18 protein-coding genes are annotated in these 20,520 nt (G+C 68.6%); 7 read left to right on the top strand and 11 right to left on the bottom strand.

What is annotated here, in order from left to right; translation table 11 throughout:
• Together A5696_RS11200 and A5696_RS11195 are read right to left on the bottom strand one after the other, a co-directional pair.
• Window positions 1–747, bottom strand: a 747-nt coding sequence (locus A5696_RS11200; RefSeq protein WP_067877848.1) for an RNA polymerase sigma factor, incomplete at its 3' end; no start/stop codon positions are given.
• 157 nt (window positions 748–904) lie between these two features.
• Entirely contained in the window at window positions 905–1,639 is a 735-nt protein-coding gene (locus A5696_RS11195; protein WP_067877845.1) for a hypothetical protein, read from the bottom strand.
• 313 nt (window positions 1,640–1,952) lie between these two features.
• Between A5696_RS11195 and A5696_RS27050 the strand changes: the two genes are divergently transcribed.
• Entirely contained in the window at window positions 1,953–2,174 is a 222-nt protein-coding gene (locus A5696_RS27050; RefSeq protein WP_197516946.1) for a DUF3761 domain-containing protein, read from the top strand.
• 45 nt (window positions 2,175–2,219) lie between these two features.
• Here A5696_RS27050 and A5696_RS11190 read toward each other — a convergent pair whose 3' ends face one another.
• The 3 genes from A5696_RS11190 to A5696_RS11180 all read right to left on the bottom strand — a co-directional run bounded on the left by A5696_RS11190 (window position 2,220) and on the right by A5696_RS11180 (window position 5,585).
• On the bottom strand, window positions 2,220–3,476 hold the full coding sequence (locus A5696_RS11190; protein ID WP_231964293.1) for an Nramp family divalent metal transporter: 1,257 nt from the start codon (window positions 3,474–3,476) through the stop codon (window positions 2,220–2,222).
• 146 nt (window positions 3,477–3,622) lie between these two features.
• Entirely contained in the window at window positions 3,623–4,699 is a 1,077-nt protein-coding gene (locus A5696_RS11185) for a diacylglycerol kinase (RefSeq protein ID WP_067877839.1), read from the bottom strand.
• 94 nt (window positions 4,700–4,793) lie between these two features.
• Window positions 4,794–5,585 carry an SDR family oxidoreductase gene (locus A5696_RS11180; protein WP_067877836.1) on the bottom strand — a complete coding sequence of 264 codons (792 nt, stop codon included), beginning with the start codon at window positions 5,583–5,585 and terminating at the stop codon, window positions 4,794–4,796.
• Window positions 5,586–5,866: 281 nt separating this feature from the next.
• Here A5696_RS11180 and pstS point away from each other — a divergent pair, with 281 nt between their 5' ends.
• From pstS to pstA, 3 genes are all read left to right on the top strand, one after another.
• On the top strand, window positions 5,867–6,994 hold the full coding sequence (pstS, locus tag A5696_RS11175; protein WP_067877833.1) for a phosphate ABC transporter substrate-binding protein PstS: 1,128 nt from the start codon (window positions 5,867–5,869) through the stop codon (window positions 6,992–6,994).
• A gap of 11 nt (window positions 6,995–7,005) precedes the next feature.
• On the top strand, window positions 7,006–7,998 hold the full coding sequence (gene pstC / locus A5696_RS11170) for a phosphate ABC transporter permease subunit PstC (RefSeq protein ID WP_082956581.1): 993 nt from the start codon (window positions 7,006–7,008) through the stop codon (window positions 7,996–7,998).
• Between the two features lie 139 nt (window positions 7,999–8,137).
• Window positions 8,138–9,040, top strand: coding sequence for a phosphate ABC transporter permease PstA (gene pstA, locus A5696_RS11165; RefSeq protein ID WP_067877830.1), 903 nt, complete (start codon window positions 8,138–8,140; stop codon window positions 9,038–9,040).
• Between the two features lie 8 nt (window positions 9,041–9,048).
• On the opposite strand, the gene A5696_RS11160 is transcribed toward pstA, so the two are convergent.
• The 3 genes from A5696_RS11160 to A5696_RS11150 form a co-directional block, all read right to left on the bottom strand.
• Window positions 9,049–9,957, bottom strand: a complete 909-nt coding sequence (locus A5696_RS11160) for a Ku protein (protein WP_067877827.1) — start codon at window positions 9,955–9,957, stop codon at window positions 9,049–9,051.
• Between the two features lie 83 nt (window positions 9,958–10,040).
• Entirely contained in the window at window positions 10,041–10,940 is a 900-nt protein-coding gene (locus A5696_RS11155) for a carbohydrate kinase (RefSeq protein ID WP_067877824.1), read from the bottom strand.
• A gap of 3 nt (window positions 10,941–10,943) precedes the next feature.
• Window positions 10,944–12,356 carry a mannitol dehydrogenase family protein gene (locus tag A5696_RS11150; protein ID WP_067877821.1) on the bottom strand — a complete coding sequence of 471 codons (1,413 nt, stop codon included), beginning with the start codon at window positions 12,354–12,356 and terminating at the stop codon, window positions 10,944–10,946.
• A gap of 56 nt (window positions 12,357–12,412) precedes the next feature.
• On the opposite strand from A5696_RS11150, the gene A5696_RS11145 reads away from it, so the two are divergent.
• Both A5696_RS11145 and A5696_RS11140 read left to right on the top strand, forming a co-directional pair.
• A complete protein-coding gene (locus tag A5696_RS11145) occupies window positions 12,413–14,704 on the top strand; it encodes an ATP-dependent DNA ligase (protein WP_067877817.1) in 2,292 nt (763 codons plus the stop codon).
• A complete protein-coding gene (locus tag A5696_RS11140) occupies window positions 14,701–16,638 on the top strand; it encodes a fumarylacetoacetate hydrolase family protein (protein ID WP_067877814.1) in 1,938 nt (645 codons plus the stop codon). The genes A5696_RS11145 and A5696_RS11140 overlap by 4 nt, the downstream gene beginning before the upstream one ends.
• A 15-nt stretch (window positions 16,639–16,653) precedes the next feature.
• Here the strand turns inward: A5696_RS11140 and A5696_RS11135 are convergent, their stop codons facing one another.
• Complete coding sequence (locus A5696_RS11135; protein WP_067877811.1) at window positions 16,654–17,571, bottom strand: SAM-dependent methyltransferase; 918 nt, start codon at window positions 17,569–17,571, stop codon at window positions 16,654–16,656.
• A 74-nt stretch (window positions 17,572–17,645) separates the two neighbouring features.
• Between A5696_RS11135 and A5696_RS11130 the strand changes: the two genes are divergently transcribed.
• Window positions 17,646–18,452, top strand: coding sequence for an enoyl-CoA hydratase/isomerase family protein (locus A5696_RS11130; RefSeq protein ID WP_067877809.1), 807 nt, complete (start codon window positions 17,646–17,648; stop codon window positions 18,450–18,452).
• Between the two features lie 102 nt (window positions 18,453–18,554).
• Here the strand turns inward: A5696_RS11130 and A5696_RS11125 are convergent, their stop codons facing one another.
• Together A5696_RS11125 and A5696_RS11120 are read right to left on the bottom strand one after the other, a co-directional pair.
• Window positions 18,555–19,421 carry an LLM class flavin-dependent oxidoreductase gene (locus tag A5696_RS11125; RefSeq protein WP_067877806.1) on the bottom strand — a complete coding sequence of 289 codons (867 nt, stop codon included), beginning with the start codon at window positions 19,419–19,421 and terminating at the stop codon, window positions 18,555–18,557.
• Between the two features lie 106 nt (window positions 19,422–19,527).
• Window positions 19,528–20,301: an STAS domain-containing protein gene (locus tag A5696_RS11120; protein ID WP_231964289.1), complete on the bottom strand. Its 774-nt coding sequence runs from the start codon at window positions 20,299–20,301 to the stop codon at window positions 19,528–19,530.
• Window positions 20,302–20,520 lie beyond the last annotated feature (219 nt).

Genomic DNA, 20,520 nt, shown 5'->3' with positions numbered 1-20,520 from the left:
CACCGGCGCCGCACCCAGCAGCGCGACCGGGTTGACCAGGCGGCGCCGTTCCTCGTCGCACACGGAGCACGATTCGATGTGGCGGGTGATGCGCTTGCGCATCAGCACGCTGAAGCGTCCGTCCCAGCCCGCCAGGATGGCGCCCAGCTCGGCGCACTTGTCCGCGGTGTGTTGGGCCCGACGGGCGACCAGCAACGCGCCCAGCGAAGTCTCTATGGTGCTGCGCAGCCGCGACACCATCTTGTTGGCGGTGCCGGGGCTGACCTCCAACGCGTTGGCGAGCTCGGGTCCGTCCAGGCCGTGGCGATAGGCCAGCTCGAGCACCATGCGGTCGCGGTCGCCGAGGCCGCCGGCGGCCTCGGCGATGAGGTTGGCCAGCTCGTTGCGCGCGGCCAGCGTGTCCGGACCCGCGTCGTGCGACGCCGCCTCGGGGAGTTCGTCCGAAACCTGCTCGCGACGGCGGTTTTTGATGCAGCGCAGCGCCTCATTGCGGGCAATGGCATACAACCACGGGCGCAGCCTGTCGGGCTCCCGCAGGCGCGGCAGCTGGGTGGCCGCGGCGCAAAAGACGTCCTGCACGCAGTCGGCGGCGGCGTCACGGTCGCGCACCATGCCGATGCAGAAGTCGTGCAGGCGGTCGGCGTAACGGTCGTAGATCATGGCAAACGCGCGTCGGTCGCCCGCCGCGGCCGCGCGGGCCAACTCGCCGTCGCTGACGATGTCCCAGTTGGATAGTGCGCTCGTCACGTCGCTTTCCCGGCCGATGAGGCGTCGGTGCCCTTCCCGAAACCGGCGCTGCGAATAAGTGTGCGCGTGCAGCGGTCAAATAGCACGAGAAATTCCAGCTCCGTGGTGGGCGCATGGGAGGTCAGGATCACGGTCAGCCTCGCCCAGCCCCGCGGCCTCACTTGCAGACCCCCTGCACCAGGTGGTGCGGGGGCAGGCACAGCACCGGCGGCGCCGGGGGCGCGGGCAGCTTCGGCGGCGACGGCAGCGGCGGCAGCTGCGGAGGCGAAGGCAGCGGCGGCAGCGAAGGCGGGGGCGGTAGCTGCGGCGGAGGCCCCGGCACCCACACGGCCGGCGGCGGGGGGACGTTCACGACCACGACCGGGCCGTGTGGCGCGGCGGGCGGCGGTGTGCCGGGGTCGGCCGCGGGCGCCGGGTTGTCCGGCGGGGGCGCGACCACCGCGGCGGGCGCCTGGACCTGCGGCGCGGGGTCGGGCAGCGCGACCACCGGAGCGGCGTCCTGCGGGGCGGCGTCGGCCGGGGGTGCGACCGGAGGAGCGACCGCGGCGGCCGGAACCGGTGCCAATGGCGCGAATGTGGAGGCGGCCGGGGCGCCGGCGGCGCCCGGGGTCACGGCGACGGACTGTGGTTGGGGCGAGCCGCCGAAGAGGGCGATGCCGAGCGCGACGCCCGCACCGATCGTGCCGACCAGGCCCGCGGCCACCCACATCTTGTCTATGGGCGGCTTGGCGGCGGGCGTGATCGGGCCGGGCGGGAAGTGGTGGCCGTGCGGGAGCCCCGCGCGGGGATCGGTCGGGTCACCGAGCGGGCTCGACGCCCATGCGTATGCCGATGTGGGCTCGTCGCCGCGGGGCGCCAGGGCGGTCCGGTCCATGTCGTGCAAGGTGCTCATGAGGTGCTTCTTTCGGTGCGGGGCGTGGCCCGGGTTGGGCCGCTTTCACAGGTAGGAGCGCGGACCCAGTGCGAGTCGGACAACTTTTTCGAAAACTTTTTGCGTCGGCCGCCGCGGCGACCGGCAACCGTAGGTTCGCGCACACCGCTTGCCGGGTCTTCGCGAAGTTCTTGCGACTTCCTTGCGATTCGCCCCCTCGATCGACGAATTTTCACGAATCCGAATGTGATCAACGTCGCCGGTGAATACGCTGCCAGCGGCGCATCGGGACCTTCACCGAGCAGTAGCTTGACCAATCAGGAGGTTCGGGAGCGTGTTGTCCCGTGCAGCTTTCGTCGCCGCGGCCATCGTGCTGGCCGCCATCGGCTCCGCCACACCGGCTCACTCGTCACCCGGCGGCGGTTGTCATACCGCCGCATCCGGTGATTGCGTGCCGTATCCGCAACACGGCGGCCCGCAGCCGCCCGACGCCACCGCCCAATGTGCGGACGGAAGCTGGTCGTTCAGCGAGCATCCGCACTCGAGTGGGACGTGACATGGGCATGGCGGGGTGCAGCGGTACTTGTAGCGGCGATGCGTGCTAACCGGCGGCGGTCAGCCAGATCAGCGCCAGGTTGAGCAGGCTGACCGTCACGGCGACCGCCCAGCCGATCACCGTCGTGACGCGATGGTTGGCGTCGCTGCCCATCAATTCGCGGTTGCTGGTCAGCCTGACCAGCGGAAGCACCGCGAACGGGATGCCGAACGAGAGCACGACCTGCGACAACACCAGCGCACGGGTCGGGTCGAAACCGAGCGCCAGGATCGCCACCGCCGGGCACAGCGTCAGCAGCCGGCGCACGAGCATGGGAATCGACCGGTGCAGCAATCCCTGCATGATCATGGCGCCGGCGTAGGCGCCCACCGACGACGACGCCAGGCCGGACGCCAGCAACCCGACCGCGAACAACACCGCGATCAGCGGCCCCAGGGTGGCGTGAACCGCGGTGTAGGCGCCCTCGATCGACGCGGTCTCCTGGCGGCCTTGCAAGTTGATCGCCGCGACCAGCAGCATCGCCGCATTTACGGTGCCGGCGACGGCCATCGCCAGCACCACGTCCACGCGGGTGACGCGCAGCAGCCAGCGGCGGTCACGGCCGGGTTCGGGATGCCCGTGCCGGTCCAGGACGAGGCCGGAGTGCAGGTAGACCGCGTGCGGCATCACGGTGGCACCGAGGATGGCCGCGGCGAGCAGCACGCTTTCGGTGCCCCGGAAACGCGGCACCAATCCACTCAGCACGGCGTCGGGTGGCGGCGTGGCGACGAAGAAACTGGCCGCAAACCCGATGGCGATGACGAGCAGCAAGCCGGTGATCACCCGCTCGAAGAGCAGCTGTCCGCGACGGTCTCTGATCATCAGCAGCAGCAACGACACCGCCCCGGTGATGATCCCGCCGAGCGGCAGCGGCAGGCCGAACAGGATGTGCAGGGCGATGGCCCCGCCGATCACTTCGGCCACATCGGTTGCCATGGCGGTGATTTCGGCCTGCGCCCAGAAGGTCAGCCGCAGCGGGCGGCTCATCCCCTTGCCGATGGCCGCGGGCAGCGACCGTCCCAGCACCAGCCCGAGCTTCGCCGACAGGTACTGCACCAGGCCCGCGACCACGTTGGCGACGACGATGACCCACAGCAGCAGGTAACCGAACTGTGTTCCGGCGCTGACATTGGCGGCGACGTTGCCGGGGTCGACGTACGCGATCGCGGCGACGAACGCCGGCCCGAGCAGGTACCAGCTCGACCTGAGCGAGGCTTGGGTGCCCTGCGCCAACCTGCCGACCCTCGATCCCTGTTCCCGAATAAAAAAGTTAGGTTAGTCGAACCGGATGTCCGCCGAGGTCAGCGGGGCGTCCGCGGCGTCGTCGTCGAGGCTCCGCCGACCGCGTTGCTGTGGGACAAAAGGTTAAGGGCGTTGGGTGTGAAACACCCGGAGGGGCGGGTGGGAAATCAACTCGGGACGTACAGCCCCCGGCCGGTGACCAACGGCAGGTCGAGGGTCGTCACGATGCCCGGCGGCGCGGCGACCACCGCGGGAATCGCGTTGACCACCCGCATCGCGGTGGCGACCAGCCCGGCGTGATTGTGGTCGCCCAGGCGGCTGCTCAGGCAGATATCCATGGCGTACGACGGTTCGCCGGTGATCTCGATGCGGTAGGAACCGCCCGGCTGGGCGGGCTGCGGCCAGTCGGGGCACAGATCCTCGCGCAACCGGGTGACGTGTTCCAGGACGACGACGGGGTCGCCGTCGACCATGCCGAACACCTCGAACCGCAGGGCCGCGGCGGTGCCCTTGGGGATATGACCCGACGCGATGTCGAAGTCCTCGGGCGCCGGCTCGCGGATGTACTCCTCGGCGACGTTGTCGAGCTCGATGCCCAGGCCGGCGGCCAGTTGCCGGATCACCGATCCCCACGCCAGGCTGAGCACGCCGGTCTGCAGCAGCATAGGGATTTCGTCGAGCGGCTTACCGAACCCCATCACGTCGAACATGACCACGGCACTGTCGTAGGTCGCGTAGTCGACGATCTCCATGCATCGGATCTGCTGGATGTTCTGACAGGTGCCGGCCAGCGCGAGCGGCAGCAGGTCGTTGGCGAAACCCGGGTCGATGCCGTTGACGTACAGGCTGGAATTGCCTTCGCGCGCGGCATCTTCCAACGGCGCGATCAGCTCTTCGGGGATCACGTTCCACGGGTACTGGAGAAAGACCGGGCCGCTGCCGACGATGTTGATACCGGCCGCCAGGACGCGCCGATAGTCCTCCAGCGCCTCGGGCAGGCGGTTGTCGGCCATCGCGTTGTAGACCGCGCACCGGGGGCCGGTGGCCAGCACCGCGTCCAGGTCGGTGCTGGCCAGCACACCCGTCGGATCCGGGAGCCCGGCCAGCTCCGCCGCGTCCTTGCCGGCCTTGGCGTCCGAGGACACCCACACGCCGGTGAGCTCGAACTCCGGGTTGGTGATCAGCGCCTTGAGCGCGTGGACGCCGACGTTGCCGGTGCCCAACTGGACGACGGGTATGGCCATGGCGGGCTCCCTTTCGGTCAGACCGCGAGCAGACGCAAAAGCTCCCGACACGCCGCGCGTGGGAGGGCTTTTGCGTCTGCTCGCGCGTCGCGGTTCACAGGTCCGGGACGGGGATGTCGAGGTTGGGGTAGGTGAGGCCGCCGTCGACCTCGAGAGTCTTGCCGGTCAGGAAGCTACCGGCGGGGGACGCCAAATAGACTGCGGCGGCGGCGATGTCGATGGGATCGCCGAGGCGGCGCATAGGCGTCACCTTCTCCATCGGCGCGCGCAGCTCCTCGTTCGAGGCCACCACGTCCAGCGCCGACGTCAGGATCGACCCCGGCGCGATGGCGTTGACCCGGATGCGTGGGCACAGGTCCAAGGCAGCGAGCCGGGTGTAGTGGGACAGCGCGGCTTTGGCGGTGCCGTAGGCGGCGAACCCGCGCCCGGCCAGCCGGCCCATGGTGGACGTGATGTTGATGATGCTGCCGCCGCCGGAGTGCTCCAGCATCAACGGCACCGCCGCGATGGTGAGCGCGTGGGCGGTTGCCACGTTGAAGGTGAACGCCTCCTTGAGGTCCTTGGTCGAGGTGGTCAGCAGGGTGTTGGGCATGGTCCCGCCGACGTTGTTGACGACGATGTCTAGTTTCCCGAACGCCTCGACGGCCTGACCGGCCAACTCCGCGGTGGCGTCCGGGTGGGCGAGGTCGGCGGCGACGGCGTGGGCGCGGCGGCCGGTGGCACGGACCTGTTCGGCGACGGCGTCCAGTTGAGATTGCGTGCGGGACGCGATGAGAACATCGGCGCCTGCCTCGGCGAAAGCCAGCGCGATGGCCGCACCGAGGCCGCGTCCGCCGCCGGTGATGACGGCGACTTTGTCGTCCAGCCGGAACCTGTCAAGGATCATTGCGGCCTCTCTGTTCGTGTCGTCGGCGACACGGTAGCAAACCCCGCCGACTCCCATGACGGCATTTCTGAAACAGGTTCTAGTTTGTCACACGGGCGCCGCGATGCAATGGCCTCGACGGGGCCAGTTGCACCCCTGTTCACCCGGTCACGAATGCCGGACAGAATTCTCCGAACGTTAACCTTGTTACTGTTAGCTACAGGGCTGCGAGTGATGGCTGGTTGTCGCGCCGCAGCCTCCCGGCGGCGGCGGTGTTTCATCCCTACTGTTAAGGAAGCGAATTGAAACTCAACCGATTTGGCGCCGCGATGGGTGTGCTGGCTAGCGCCGCGCTGGTGGTGTCCGGGTGTGGCAATGACAACAACAAATCAAGCGGTGGAGGTGCCTCCACGAGCGCGTCGGGGGGCGCCTCGGCGGGCCAGGTGAGTTGCGGCGGGAAGAAGACGTTGAAGGCCAGCGGCTCCACGGCCCAGGCCAACGCGATGACCCGCTTCGTCAACGCGTTCGAACAGGCCTGCCCGGGCCAGACCCTGAACTACACGGCGAATGGTTCCGGTGCCGGAATCAGCGAATTCAACGGCAACCAAACCGATTTCGGCGGGTCGGACTCGCCGTTGGCGCCCAACGAGTACACCGCCGCCCAGCAGCGCTGCGGCTCGCCGGCGTGGAACCTGCCGGTGGTGTTCGGCCCGATCGCGATCACCTACAACGTCAAGGGCGTGAGCTCGCTGAATCTGGACGGCCCCACCGCGGCGAAGATCTTCAACGGCGCCATCACCACCTGGAACGACCCGGCGATCGCGGGCCTGAACCCGGGAACCACCCTGCCGGCCGAGCCGATCCACGTGGTCTTCCGTAACGACCAGTCCGGCACCACCGACAACTTCCAGCACTACCTCGACGCGGCCTCCAACGGGGCGTGGGGCAAGGGCGCCGGGAAGACGTTCAACGGCGGCGTCGGCGAGGGCGCCAAGGGCAACGACGGCACCTCGGCCGCCATCAAGGCCACCGAGGGCTCGATCACCTACAACGAATGGTCGTTCGCCAAGGCCCAGAACCTGAACATGGCCAAGATCGTCACCTCGGCCGGCCCCGACGCGGTCGCCATCAGCGCCGACTCGGTCGGCAAGACGATCTCCGGCGCCACCGTCAAGGGGCAGGGCAACGACCTGGTGCTCGACACCAACTCGTTCTACAAGCCGACGCAGGCGGGCTCCTACCCGATCGTGCTGGCGACCTACGAGATCGTCTGCTCGAAGTATCCCGACTCCCAGGTCGGCACCGCCGTGAAGGCGTTCCTGCAGAGCACCATCGGCGCCGGCCAAAACGGCCTGGCCGACAACGGCTACATCCCGATTCCGGACTCGTTCAAGTCGAAGCTGTCGACCGCGGTCAACGCGATCGCGTGATTCGGGACGTCATGACCCGCGGAACGATCGCCAGTCCGTCGACGGGGGCTCCCCCCGTGCTGAAGGCGAGCGATCCGCACAAGGTGCAGCGGGGCGACCAACTGTTCAAGTTGGTCGCCGCCGCGGCCGGTTTGACGATCGTGATCGCGATCGCGCTGATCGCGATCTTCCTGTTGATTCGCGCCGTGCCGTCGTTGCGTGCCAACCACGCGAATTTCTTCACCAGCGCCGAATTCAATACCACCAAGGCGGACCACCTGGCGTTCGGTATCCGCGACCTGTTCATGGTCACGGTGCTGAGTTCGATAAGCGCATTGGTGATCGCGGTGCCGGTCGCGGTCGGGATCGCGGTGTTCCTCACGCAATACGCGCCGAGAAGGCTCGCGCGGCCGTTCGGCGCGATGGTTGACCTGCTGGCCGCCGTGCCCTCGATCATTTTCGGGTTGTGGGGAATCTTCGTGCTGGCGCCCAAACTCGAACCCATCGCGGAATTCCTGAACCGCAACTTCGGCTGGATTTTCCTGTTCAAGCAGGGCAACGTTTCCCTGGCCGGCGGTGGCACGATTTTCACGGCCGGCATCGTGCTGTCGGTGATGATCCTCCCGATCATCACCTCGGTATCGCGGGAAGTGTTCCGGCAGACCCCACCCATGCAGATGGAAGCGGCGCAGGCCCTGGGCGCCACGAAGTGGGAGGTCATCCGGATGACCGTGCTGCCGTTCGGCCGCAGCGGTGTCATCGCGGCGTCGATGCTCGGGTTGGGCCGCGCGCTGGGCGAAACGGTGGCGGTGTTGATCATCCTGCGATCGGCCGCCCGCGCGGGCAGCTGGTCACTGTTCGACGGCGGGTACACGTTCGCCTCCAAGATCGCTTCCGCCGCAGCCGAATTCAGCGAGCCGTTGCCCACCGGGGCCTACATCGCGGCTGGTTTTGCGCTGTTCGTCCTGACGTTCATCGTCAACGCGACCGCTCGCGCGATCGCGGGCGGGAAGGTGAACGGATGAGCCGCGCCGGCGACGATGCAGTGGGGGCACTCCCCAGCTCCGCGGGGACCCCACCCGCTTGCGGGGGACGCAGCGATGAGGTGGGGGCACTCCCCAGCACCGCGGGGGCCCCACCCGCTTGCGGGGGAGAGTGGCGCGCATGAGCATCGAAGCGCTTGACCTGCCGGTCAAACCGGACGTGTTCAGCCCCCTGAGCCTGAGGCGGCGGATCACCAACAACGCCGCGACGACGTTTTTCGTCGCCTCGTTCGTCGCGGCCCTGGTGCCGCTGGTCTGGGTGCTCGGGGTGGTGATCGCGCGGGGCTGGTACGCCGTCACCCGCTCGGGTTGGTGGACGCACTCGCTGCGCGGCGTGCTGCCGGAGGAGTTTGCCGGCGGCGTGTACCACGCGCTGTACGGGACGCTGGTGCAGGCCGGGGTCGCGGGCCTGCTGTCGGTGCCGCTCGGGCTGATGACCGCGGTGTTCCTCGTCGAGTACGGCTCGGGCCGGCTGGTTCGGCTGACGACCTTCATGGTCGACGTGCTCGCCGGCGTGCCCTCGATCGTGGCGGCGCTGTTCATCTTCAGCCTGTGGATCGCCACGCTGGGCTTCCAGCAGAGCGCCTTCGCCGTGTCGTTGGCCTTGGTGTTGCTGATGTTGCCGGTGGTGGTGCGGTCCACCGAGGAGATGCTCAGGCTGGTGCCCGACGACCTGCGCGAGGCCAGCTACGCGCTCGGCGTCACCAAATGGAAGACGATCGTGCGGATCGTCATCCCGATCGCGATGCCCGGCATCGTCTCCGGAGTCTTGTTGTCGGTCGCGCGCGTCATCGGCGAAACGGCCCCGGTGCTGGTGCTGGTGGGCTACAGCCGCTCGATCAACCTCGACATGTTCCACGGCAACATGGCCTCGCTGCCGCTGCTGATCTACACCGAGCTCACCAACCCGGAGCACGCGGGTTTCCTGCGGATCTGGGGCGCGGCGCTGACCCTGATCATCATCGTCGCGGTGATCAACCTGGTGGCCGCGGCCTTCCGCTTCGTGTCGACCCGGCGGCGCTGAGAGCCGACTCAGGACCTCGAGGCGGCCTTCTTGGCCGGCGCCTTCTTCGCGGCGCTCTTCTTCGCGGGCGGCTTCTTCGCCGGTGCCTTTTTCGCGGCGGTCTTCTTGGCGGGCGCCTTGCCGTCGCCGGAGCGCGCCTTCACGCTGGCCTCCAGCTTGGCCAGCAGGTCGGAGACGTCTTCGGTCTCGTCCAGTTCTTTGGGCTGCTCTTCGGTGGTAAACGCTTCGCCGCCTTCGAGTTTCGCCTCGATCAGCTCCTGCAGCTGCTCCTGATAGGTGTCGTGGTAGCGGTCGGGGTTGAAGTCCTCGGCCATCGACTCCACCACCTGCCCGGCCATCTTGAGCTCGGCGGGCTTGATGTCGACCTCCTTGTCCAGCACGGGAAAGTCGGGGTCGCGGATCTCGTCGGGCCACAACAAGGTGTGCACCACCATGACGTCGCGCTTGCCAAAGTCCTTGACGCGCAACGCCGCCAGTCGCGTCTTGTTGCGCAGCGTGAAGTGGACGATCGCCATCCGATCGCTATCGGCGAGCGTCTTGGCCAGCAGCACATAGGATTTGGACGATTTGGAATCGGGCTCGAGGAAGTAGCTACGGTCGAACAGCATCGGGTCGACCTCGCTGGCCGGAACGAACTCGAGCACCTCGATCTCGCGGCTGCGTTCTTCGGGCAGGGTCGCGATGTCGTCATCCGTGATGATCACCGACTGGCCGTCGTCGGATTCGTAGGCCCGGGCGATATCGCGGTATTCGACGACCTCGCCGTCTTTCTCGCAGATGCGTTGGTAGCGGATGCGGCCGTTGTCCTTGGCGTGCACCTGGTGAAACTTGATGTCGTGGTCCTCGGTGGCGCTGTACACCTTGACCGGGACGTTCACCAGCCCGAACGCGATCGAACCCTTCCAGATGGAGCGCATGCACTCAGTATGCCCATACCGTCCCCAGCAAAACAGCGCAGCGGTCCGCGCGGCGCGAGATTCCGGCACAGCTAACTTGGTGCCTAGGTGAAGTGGGCTTGCAGGGCGGCCCGGTCGGGCAGGTCGGCGCCGACGCGGCCGACGGTCAGCGCCGACACCAGGCCGGCGGCTTCCAGCGCCGCCGTCAGCGCATCGAGCCCGATCGCCCTCAGGGCGGCGCGCCGGCCCGCCCCCAGCGATCCCCAGAGCCCGTCGAGCAGGCCGACCATGAACGCGTCGCCGGCGCCGACGGTGTCCACCACCGGAACCGGCCTGGCGGCCACCCGCACCCGGCCGGCCGAGCAGAACGCCACGGCACCCCGGTCGCCCATCGTCACGACGACGAGCGCGGGCCCCGACGCCAGCCAGGACCGGGCCGTCCACTCGGGTTCGTGGTCGGGATCGATCCAGCTCAGGTCCTCGTCGCTGGCCTTGACGATGTCGCTGCGCTCGACGAGGCGGGCGATGCGGTCCAGCGCCGCCTCGCGATCGTCGATGAGCGACGGGCGCACGTTGGGGTCGAAACTGGCGGTGGCCGAAGGCCGGTACGTGTCCAGCAGCGCCGCGGCCGCCAGGCATCCCGGCTCGCGCACGGCCGCTATCGATCCGGTGTGCACGAGCAACGGGGGCGCGACCTCGGGAGTGCCGGAAAGCCGCCAATCCAGGTCGAAGGCGTAGGACACGGAGCCGTCCGCGCCGATCGTCGCGACCGCGGTCGGCGTCCGCTCGGCCGATATGCTTCCCGCGACCAGTTGTGCCCCAGAGGCTTTGACGTAGTCGGCGATGCGGCGGCCGCGTTCGTCGTCGCCGATGTGGGTCAAGAAGTCGACACCGCGGCCCAGCCTGGCGAGCCCCACGGCGACGTTGAGGGGGCTTCCACCGATGTGCTCGACATGGTCGATGACGTCGATCAACGCCTCGCCGATCACCAGCGCGCGGGTCACGGGTCAGTCCCGTCCGTGCAGCAGCGTGTCGAGGGTCGCCCTCGCCCCGCGGGTGTGCAACGAGTCCAGCGCCCAGCGATAGGCCTCGACGAAGCGGGGCTGCCGCGCGAGATCGCCGAACAGCTCCGCAGTCTCGATGAAGGCGGTCGGATGCGCCCGGTGCGCCCGCGCGAGCGGCACGAGCGCATCGGCCAGGTTGTCGACGACCTCGATGGTTTCGCCGCGCTCGTCGACCGCCTCGGCGTAGCGTGCCCAGCTCGCGACGGTCGCCGACGCCAGCCGGACGGGCCCCCCGGTGCGGAGGTTGTCGCGGATCACGGGAAGCAGCCATTTCGGGATGCGGTCCGAGGAGTAGGCGCACAAGCGCGCCACGGTGTCGCGCACCCCGGGGTTGGCGAAGCGCTCGATGAGTCCGCGGGTGTAGGCCCGCAGGTCGATGCCGGGGACGGCGCGCAACGTCGGTACGGCCTCGGAATCGAAATAGGCCAACAGGAATTCGGCCAGCAGCGGGTCGCGCGCCGCGTCGTGCACCATGCGGTACCCGCACAACGCGGCGAAGTAGCACAGGCACTGGTGTCCGGCGTTGAGCAGCCGCAGCTTCATCGCCTCGTACGGGGTCACGTCGTCCACCATCAGCACGCCCGCCGCTTCCAGCGGTGGCCTGCCGTCGGCGAAGTCGTCCTCGAGCACCCAGGAGGCGAACGCCTCGGCCACCACCGGCCACTCGTCGGCAACCCCGAGGTCGCGTTCCACCGCGGCCACCATGTCGGCGGTGGTGACCGGCGTGATCCGGTCCACCATCGAGCACGGGAACCGGGCGTGCCCCGCGACCCAGTCGGCCAGGCCGGGACCCAGCAGCTCGGCGTGCGCGATGACGGCTCGGCGCGCGATGTCGCCGTTGTGCTCGATGTTGTCGCACGAGACGATCGTCGGCGCGGCAATGCCGCGGTCCCGGCGCCTCGCGAGGGCCTCGGCGATCAGCCCGAAAACCGACGACGGGTCCATGACCTGGTAGCCGCCCTCGGTGATGGTCATCGAGACGATGCGCGTCGCCGGCGCCGCCAGCAGCTCGATCGTCGCCGCGACATCGTCGGGTGCGTAGCGGTAGTCCACGATCGAGCCGATCACCCGCGCGTCCCGGCTGCCGTCCGGATGTTCCAGGATGAGCGTGTACAGGCCGTCCTGGGCGCGCAGCACGTCGCGCATCCGACGGTCGGCGGGCATCACCCCGATGCCGCAGATGCCCCAATCCCGCGCCAGCCCGCGCTCGAGCAGGCTGTCGAGGTAGGCGGCCTGGTGGGCGCGGTGGAACCCACCGACCCCGAAGTGCGCGATGCCGACCCCGACGCCGTCACGGTCATAGCTCGGTGTCGCGATCGGCAGCCGCCCAACGGTGGCGCTGCTCAGCCGGACCACGACGACACCGTACTTCCTGGTACCGGCGCGCGCCCGAAAACAACTAGGTTGACGTTATGGCTGCAACGGCACCTGCGCGGGTCAAGCTGACCAACGCCGACAAGGTGCTGTATCCGGCGACGGGCACCACAAAAGGGGACGTCTTCGACTACTACACCGGCATCGCCGAGGTGATGCTGCCGCACATCGCCGGACGCGCGGCCACCCGCAAGCGCTGGCCCAACGGCGTCGAACAGGAGTCGTTCTTCGAGAAGCAACTGGCCTCCTCGGCGCCCGACTGGCTGCCGCGGGCCAGCGTCACCCACCGGTCCGGGACGACCACCTATCCGATCATCGACAGCCCTGACGCGCTGGCCTGGATCGCGCAGCAGGCCGCGCTGGAGGTGCACGTGCCGCAGTGGCGGTTCGTCGCCGAGTGGACCCGCAGCAGGGCCGAAGTGGGGGCACCTCCCGCTCGCGGGGGACTCAAGCCCGGCCCGGCAACGCGATTGGTGTTCGACCTCGATCCGGGCGAGGGCGTGACGATGACCCAGCTGTGCGAAGTGGCCCACGCCGTGCGGGAAATCATGACCGACATCGGCCTGACCCTTTTCCCGCTCACCAGCGGCAGCAAGGGGCTGCACCTGTATGCGCCGCTGGACAACCCGGCCAGCAGCAAGGGCGCCACGGTGTTGGCCAAACGGGTTGCCCAGCAACTGGAATCGACCATGCCCAAGTTGGTCACCGCGACGATGACCAAGAGCCTGCGCGCGGGCAAGGTGTTTGTCGACTGGAGCCAGAACAACGGCTCGAAGACCACCATCGCGCCGTACTCATTGCGCGGGCGCGAACAGCCGACCGTCGCGGCGCCCCGCACCTGGGAGGAGCTCGAAGACCCCGGACTGCGCCACCTGCGGTACGACGAGGTGCTCGACCGCGTCGCGCGCGACGGCGACCTGCTGGCGGCGCTGGATGCGGACGTGCCCGTCCGGGACCGGCTCAGCAAGTACCGCAGCATGCGGGATGCCTCGAAGACTCCCGAGCCGGTGCCCGCCTCGAAACCGGTTATCGGCCAAGGCAATACGTTCGTCATCCAGGAGCACCACGCCCGCCGGCTGCATTACGACTTTCGGCTGGAGCGCGACGGCGTGCTGGTGTCGTGGGCGGTGCCCAAGAACCTGCCCGAAACCACGTCGGTCAACCACCTGGCGGTGCACACCGAGGATCACCCGCTGGAATACGGCTCGTTCGAGGGCAACATCCCCAAGGGCGAATATGGCGCCGGCAAGGTCGTCATCTGGGACTCCGGCACCTACGACGCCGAGAAGTTTCTCGATGACGAGGTGATCGTCAACCTGCACGGCAACCGGATCTCCGGGCGCTACGCGCTGATTCAGACCAACGGCGACCAGTGGCTGGCGCACCGGATGAAGGATCAGCAGGTTTTCGACTTCGACTCCCTCACCCCGATGCTCGCCTCGGAGGGCTCGGTGGCCGGCCTCAAGGCCGGGCAGTGGGCATTCGAAGGCAAGTGGGACGGCTACCGGATCCTGGTCGAGGCCGATCACGGCGACCTGCGGGTACGGTCCCGGCGCGGCCGCGAAGTCACCAAGGAGTATCCCCAATTGCGTTCGCTGGCAGCCGATCTGGCCGATCATCACGTCGTGCTGGACGGCGAGGCCGTCATTCTGGACGAGCACGGGGTGCCCAGTTTCCACGAGATGCAGAACCGGGGCCGCGGGGCCCGCGTCGAGTACTGGGCGTTCGACCTGCTCTACCTCGACGGCCGCTCGCTGCTGCGGGCGCGCTACTCCGACCGGCGCAAGCTGCTGGAAACCCTTGCCGCCGCGGGCAATGTGATCGTTCCGGACCTGCTGCCCGGCGACGGCGCCGAGGCGCTGGAGCACTCACGCAAGCACGGCTGGGAGGGCGTGGTCGCGAAGAAGCGTGACGCAACCTATCAGCCGGGCCGACGTTCGGCCTCCTGGATCAAGGACAAGAACTGGAACACCCAGGAGGTCGTCATCGGCGGCTGGAAGGCCGGGGAAGGCGGCCGCACCAGCGGGATCGGCTCGCTGCTGATGGGCATCCCGACACCAGGCGGGCTGCGCTTCGCGGGACGGGTCGGCACCGGCTTCACCGAGCGCGACCTGGCGAAGCTGAAAAAGACGTTGGCGCCGCTGCACACCGACCGATCGCCGTTCGACCCTCCGTTGCCCAGGGCCGAGGCGCGGGGTGTGACCTACGTCGAGCCGGTCCTCGTCGGGGAGGTGCGCTACAGCGAGTGGACCCCGGATGACCGTTTGCGCCAATCGAGTTGGCGCGGGCTGCGGCCGGACAAGAATCCAAGTGAGGTGGTGCGCGAGTGAAGTGGGTGACCTTTCACGACGGTGACGGCGAACGCGCCGGCGTCCTGTCCGGCGATGAAATCCATGCGACACCGCCGGGCGTGACACTGCTCGACCTGATCGGTCGCGGCGCCGACGGGCTGCGCCGGGCCGGCGAGGAGGCGTTGCGGGCGCCGTCGGTGGTGGCGCGGCTCGACGAGGTGCGGTTGCTGGCGCCGATACCGCGGCCGCCGTCGATCCGGGACTCGCTGTGCTTCCTGGACCACATGCGCAACTGCCAGGCCGCCTTTGGTTCCGGCCGGGTGCTCGCCGACACCTGGTATCGCATCCCCGCCTTCTATTTCGCCTGCCCGGCAACGGTGCTGGGTCCGTACGACGACGCGCCGACCGCGCCCGGAAGCGCCTGGCAGGACTTCGAACTGGAGATCGCGGCGGTGATCGGCACGACCGGCAGGGACCTGACCGTCGAGGAAGCCGAACGCGCCGTCATCGGCTACACGATCTTCAACGACTGGTCCGCGCGGGACCTGCAGCAGCTGGAGGGCCAGCTCGCGATCGGGCAGGGCAAGGGCAAGGACAGCGGGGTGACGCTGGGCCCGTATCTGGTCACGCCCGACGAGCTGGAGCCGCACCGCCGGGACGGCAAGCTCGATCTGCAGGTGACCGCCCTGGTCAACGACGCCGTGATCGGATCCGGGTCGACCGCCCAGATGGACTGGACCTTCGGCGAAGTCATCTCCTACGTCTCGCGCGGAGTGACGCTGGTCCCCGGCGACGTCATCGGCTCCGGCACCGTTCCGACCTGCACGCTCGTCGAGCACCTGAATCCCGCTGCGCTGGAATCCTTTCCGGGTTGGCTGCGCGACGGGGACGTCGTCACCCTGCGGGTCGACGGCCTGGGGGAGACCCGGCAGACCGTCCGCGCCAGCGGCGCGCCGCACCCGCTGGCCGCCCGACCCAATCCGGACGCCGCACCCGCCCCCGTCCGCGTCAACCGCGCGCCGGCCAAGGTGCCCTACACCCGCGGATTGCACGAGGTCGCCGACCGGGTGTGGGCGTGGACGCTACCCGACGGGGGCTACGGGTGGAGCAACGCCGGACTGGTGGCCGGCGACGGCGCGTCGCTGCTCGTCGACACCCTGTTCGACCTGCCGCTGACCCGCGAGATGCTCGCCGCGATGCGGCCCATCACCGACGGCGCTCCCATCACCGACGCCCTGATCACCCACTCCAACGGCGACCACACCCACGGCAACCAACTGCTCGACGCCTCGGTGCGCATCCTCGCCGCCCGGGGCACCGCCGACGAGATCGCGCACGGGATGGCGCCCGAGATGCTCGCCATGGTCCAGACCGCCAACCTTGGCCCCGTCGCCACGCCGTACGCGCGGGATCGCTTCGGGCACTTCGACTTCGGCGGCATCACGGTGCGCAACGCCGACCAGACGTTCGAGTACGAGCTGACGATCGACGTCGGCGGACGGCGGGTCGACATGCTCAACCTGGGGCCGGCGCACACCGCCGCGGACTCGGTGGTGCACGTGCCCGACGCCGGGGTGTTGTTCGGCGGCGACCTGCTCTTCATCGGCTGCACCCCGATCGTGTGGGCCGGACCGATCGCCAACTGGATCAGGGCCTGCGACGTGATGATCGCTCTGGACGCGCCGGTGGTGGTGCCCGGCCACGGACCGGTCACCGACCCGGACGGGATCCGCGCGGTCCGTGGCTATCTCGCGCACGTCGCCGCACACGCCGAGGCGGCCCATCGCAAAGGTCTGTCGTGGGCCGAGGCCGCCGACACCATCGACCTCGGGGAGTACGCGAGCTGGCTGGACGCCGAGCGGGTCGTGGTCAACGTCTACCAGCGCTACCGCGAACTGGACCCCGACACACCGCAATTGGAGGTCATGGCCCTGCTCGTGATGCAGGCCGAGTGGCTGGCCAAACGGTCCTGAAAAGCCCGCCGAGCGTCAGGCCCTGATCGCGCGCACGAAGGTGATCGTGGCCGCCGGGCTCTGCTGCGCGGCCTCTTCGAGTCGCGGCAGGCCGGCCGCGGCGAACAGGTCGGAGAGCGAGAACGTGGTGGTGTCCCAGCCGTCGGCATCCAGGTGCGCGGCGACGTCGGTGTGCTCGCCCGGGTAGGTCAGGGCGGCGACGTCCATGTCGAGCCCGTGGCGCCGCCAGCCTTCGGCCGTGCGTCGCGCCTCTTCCCGCGACCGCTCCGAACCGTCGTGGAGCGAGCCGAAGTCGGCGGCGAAGCGGCTGCCCTCGCTCGACAGCGGGGTGATGGAGTCCAGCAGGCGCACCTCGGCATCGGGCGGGAGCCAGCCGATGAGCACGCCCTCGGCCAGCCACGCCGTGGGCTGGGCGGGGTCGAAGCCGGCCTCCTGCAGTGCCGCCGGCCAATCCTCGCGAAGATCGATGCCGATCGTGCGGAGTTCGGCGGTCGGGGCCGCGCCGACCGCCGACAGCGTCGCGGTCTTGAACGCGATCACCTCGGGCTGATCGATCTCATACACCGTCGTCCCGGCCGGCCATGCCAGTCGATACGGGCGGGCGTCCAGGCCGGATGCCACAATCACCACCTGGCGCACGCCCTCCCTGCCGGCCGCGGCGAAGTAGTCGTCGTAGAACCGGGCGCGGGCCGCGAACGTGTCGACCATCCGGGGAAACCCGACGTCCTTCTCGAGGTCCTCGGAATCGAGTTCGCCGCCGGCCAACTTGCTGAACACATCGAGGCCGACGGCGCGGACGAGCGGCTCGGCGTACTCGTCGGTGACAACGGGCTGCGGGCTGCGCGTCGCGGCGGCCCGCGCGGCGGCGACCATGGTGGCGGTGGCCCCGACGCTGGTCGCCAGGTCCCAGGTGTCCCCCTCGGCTCGTGGCATCGTCTCTCCTTCGTTAGGCGGCAGAACCACGGTATGCCCTCCCGGTAAAAACCCACGTCCCCTACGGTTTGAGCATGGCCGCAGTGGAATTCGAAGCTCTCGACGACGACATCGCCCGCATCACGCTGAACCGGCCGGAGCGCCTGAACGCGATCGACGGTTCGCTGATCGACGGCGTGGAGGACACCCTGGACGCGCTCGGCGACGGGCAGTATCGGGTCGCGATCCTGACCGGCGCCGGCCGGGGATTTTGCGCCGGGGCCGATCTGAGCGGCACGGGCCAAGCCTGGACCAAGCCCAAATCGACCAGCCCGCCGTTCAAGGTCAACTACGACTCCCAGGTTCGCCTGGCCGATCTGTTCACCCGGATCTACGAGTTGCCGATCCCTGTGATCGCGGCGGTCAACGGCGTCGCCGTCGGCGGCGGGCTGGCGTTCACGCTCGTCAGCGACATCCGCGTCGCGTCCGAACAGGCCCGGTTCGGTTCGGTGTTCATCAAGGCCGGCTTCTCGTCGATGGACATGGGCACCAGCTACCTGCTGCCCAAGATCGTCGGCGCGGGCGTCGCCCGCGAACTCATGCTCACCGGCCGCATCATCGACGCCGCCGAGGCCTACCGGATCAACCTGGTGCACGAGGTGGTGCCGGCCGACGACCTGATGCCGGCCGCGGTCAAGCTGGCCCGCTCGATCGCGGAGAACAACGCATATGGCGTGTGGCAGACCAAGATTGGGCTCAACGCGGCGCTCGACGCGCCGAGCCTGCGGCACGCCATCGAACTGGAGAACCGCACCCAGATCCTCAGCGGTTTCACCAACAATCCGGCCGAGGCGGCCAGGGCGCACATGGAGAAGCGGCCGCCCAAGTGGGACCCGCTGTGACGACCGTCAATGGCGGCGGCCCACTCCGCCCGGCTTGCGACCGGCTTGAACGATGCGGCGACCCGCTGCGCGCGGCTTCGCCGCGGCGGCGATCGCCGCGGGTCAGACCTTCGCGATGACGTTCTCCGCGAACATCTCCAGATTGCGGATCTTGTTGTCCAGCGGCTCGGTGTCCTTGCCGGTGATGTAGGGGATGCGGAAGCCGACGATCACATCGGTGACGCCCTTGTCCTCGAGCCGCTTGACGCCGTCCACGGTGAAGCCGTCGACCGAGATCACGTGAATCTCGAACGGGCCGGTTTTGCCCTCTTCTTCGCGGAATCGCTGGAGCTTGGCGAGCAGCCCGTCGAGCTCCTCCGGGTCCCCGCCGCCGTGCATCCAGCCGTCCAGGCGTGCCGCGCGTCGCAGCGCGGCATCGGCGTGCCCGCCGATCAGGATGGGGATCGGCTTGGTAGGCGCCGGGGTCATCTTGGTTTTCGGGATGTCGTAGAACTCGCCGTGGAATTCGAAGTAGTCACCGGTGGTGAGGCCCTGGATGATCTCGATGCATTCGTCCATCCGCTTGCCGCGCTTGGCGAAAGGGACGCCCAGCAGCTCGTAGTCCTCGGGCCACGGACTGGTGCCGACGCCGAATCCCACCCGGTTGTCGGTCATGGCCGCGAGCGAACCGATCTGCTTGGCCACCAGCGCCGGTGGCCGGATGGGCAGCTTGAGGACGAAGAAGTTGAACCGCAGCGTCGAGGTCACCGCGCCCAACGCCGACGTCAGCACGAAGGTTTCGATGAACTCCTTGCCGTCGAGGAACTCGCGATTTCCGTCCGGGGTGTAGGGGTACTTCGAATCGGATTCGAAGGGGTAGGCGATGCTGTCGGCGATCGTCATGGCGTGGTAGCCGGCCGCCTCGGCCGCCTTGGCCAGCGGGATGTAGTAGCGAAAGTCCGTCATCGCCTCTGCGTAGGTGAACCGCACGTCATCTGCCTTTCCGGAGGGGCCGTCACACCAGATTAGAACGTGTTCTACTTCTACCCGGGCGAGGGTCCCCGGGCAAGGCGCTCACGCGGGATCGCCAGTCCGGCTAAAGCTGGTTCTCGGGCCCGATGACCGCCCACACCGTCTTGCCGGACGGCGTCGGGGTGCTGCCCCAGGCCCGCGACAACGCATCGACGATCGCCAGCCCGGAAACGTCGATGCCCTTGTCCGGCGACGGTAGGCGCAGGGCCGGTGTGCTGCTGCCGTCGGACACCGCGATGATCGCGGTCGTGCCATCGGTCTCGACCCGCATCATCGGCACGCTTCCGGTGTGTTCGAGCACGTTCTCGACGAACACGTTGACGACCACCAGCGCGACCGGGATGAGCGCGGACTGCGACCAGGCGGTGAGCCACTCGCGGACGAGCCGGCGGGACTCGCGCAGGCTGGTCAGGTTCGCCGGCAGTTCGGCATCGGCATGCCGCACGGTGCGGCTGGTGAGCCGGCCGAGCGCCTTCACCGCCCCCTTCTCGGACGCGTACACCGGCATGAAGCGGGCGAGCCCGCTGTGGGTGATCAGCTCTCGGGCGGCACGGTCTGCGCAGACGAGCACGATCGGAACGTCGGGCCGGGTGTGAACCTGCCAGCGCACGCCGACAAAGCTCGACCATGTCGACTCGGCGGGCACTTGAAGTTTGGAGACGTTGACGATCACGGCGGACGGCTGGTCGAGCGTGGCCTTCATGATCATGTCTCGAAGCGCCGCGGAGCTGCTGGCATCGAGCTCGCCCTCGACCGTGAGGAAGACGACCGACTCGTCGGTTCGTGTCGCCACAGCAAGCGAACTCGGGGACTCAGCTACCGCGCTCACCGCAGGCACCCCTTTCCCTCAAGGGTTTCATCCTCGCCGACCTCGACCTGCGAAACATAGCCACACGGGTGCGCGTGTCTCAATAGCGATTCAGGCGCACGAAATCCGAACTCGAAAGACGACGGACGCGACCCCGTAATGCGAGCTTCCGCTGCCATATCCCCGCTCCTGGAATTCCCACCCGGCTAATCGCCGGAGAACCCGCCCCCTCGGCGGCGCAAACAAGAT

Origin of the sequence: Mycobacterium sp. E2699 (assembly GCF_001666745.1) — a bacterium.
In the GTDB taxonomy this organism is placed as follows: Bacteria; Actinomycetota; Actinomycetes; order Mycobacteriales; family Mycobacteriaceae; genus Mycobacterium.
This window is presented reverse-complemented; position numbering and strand designations above follow the sequence as displayed.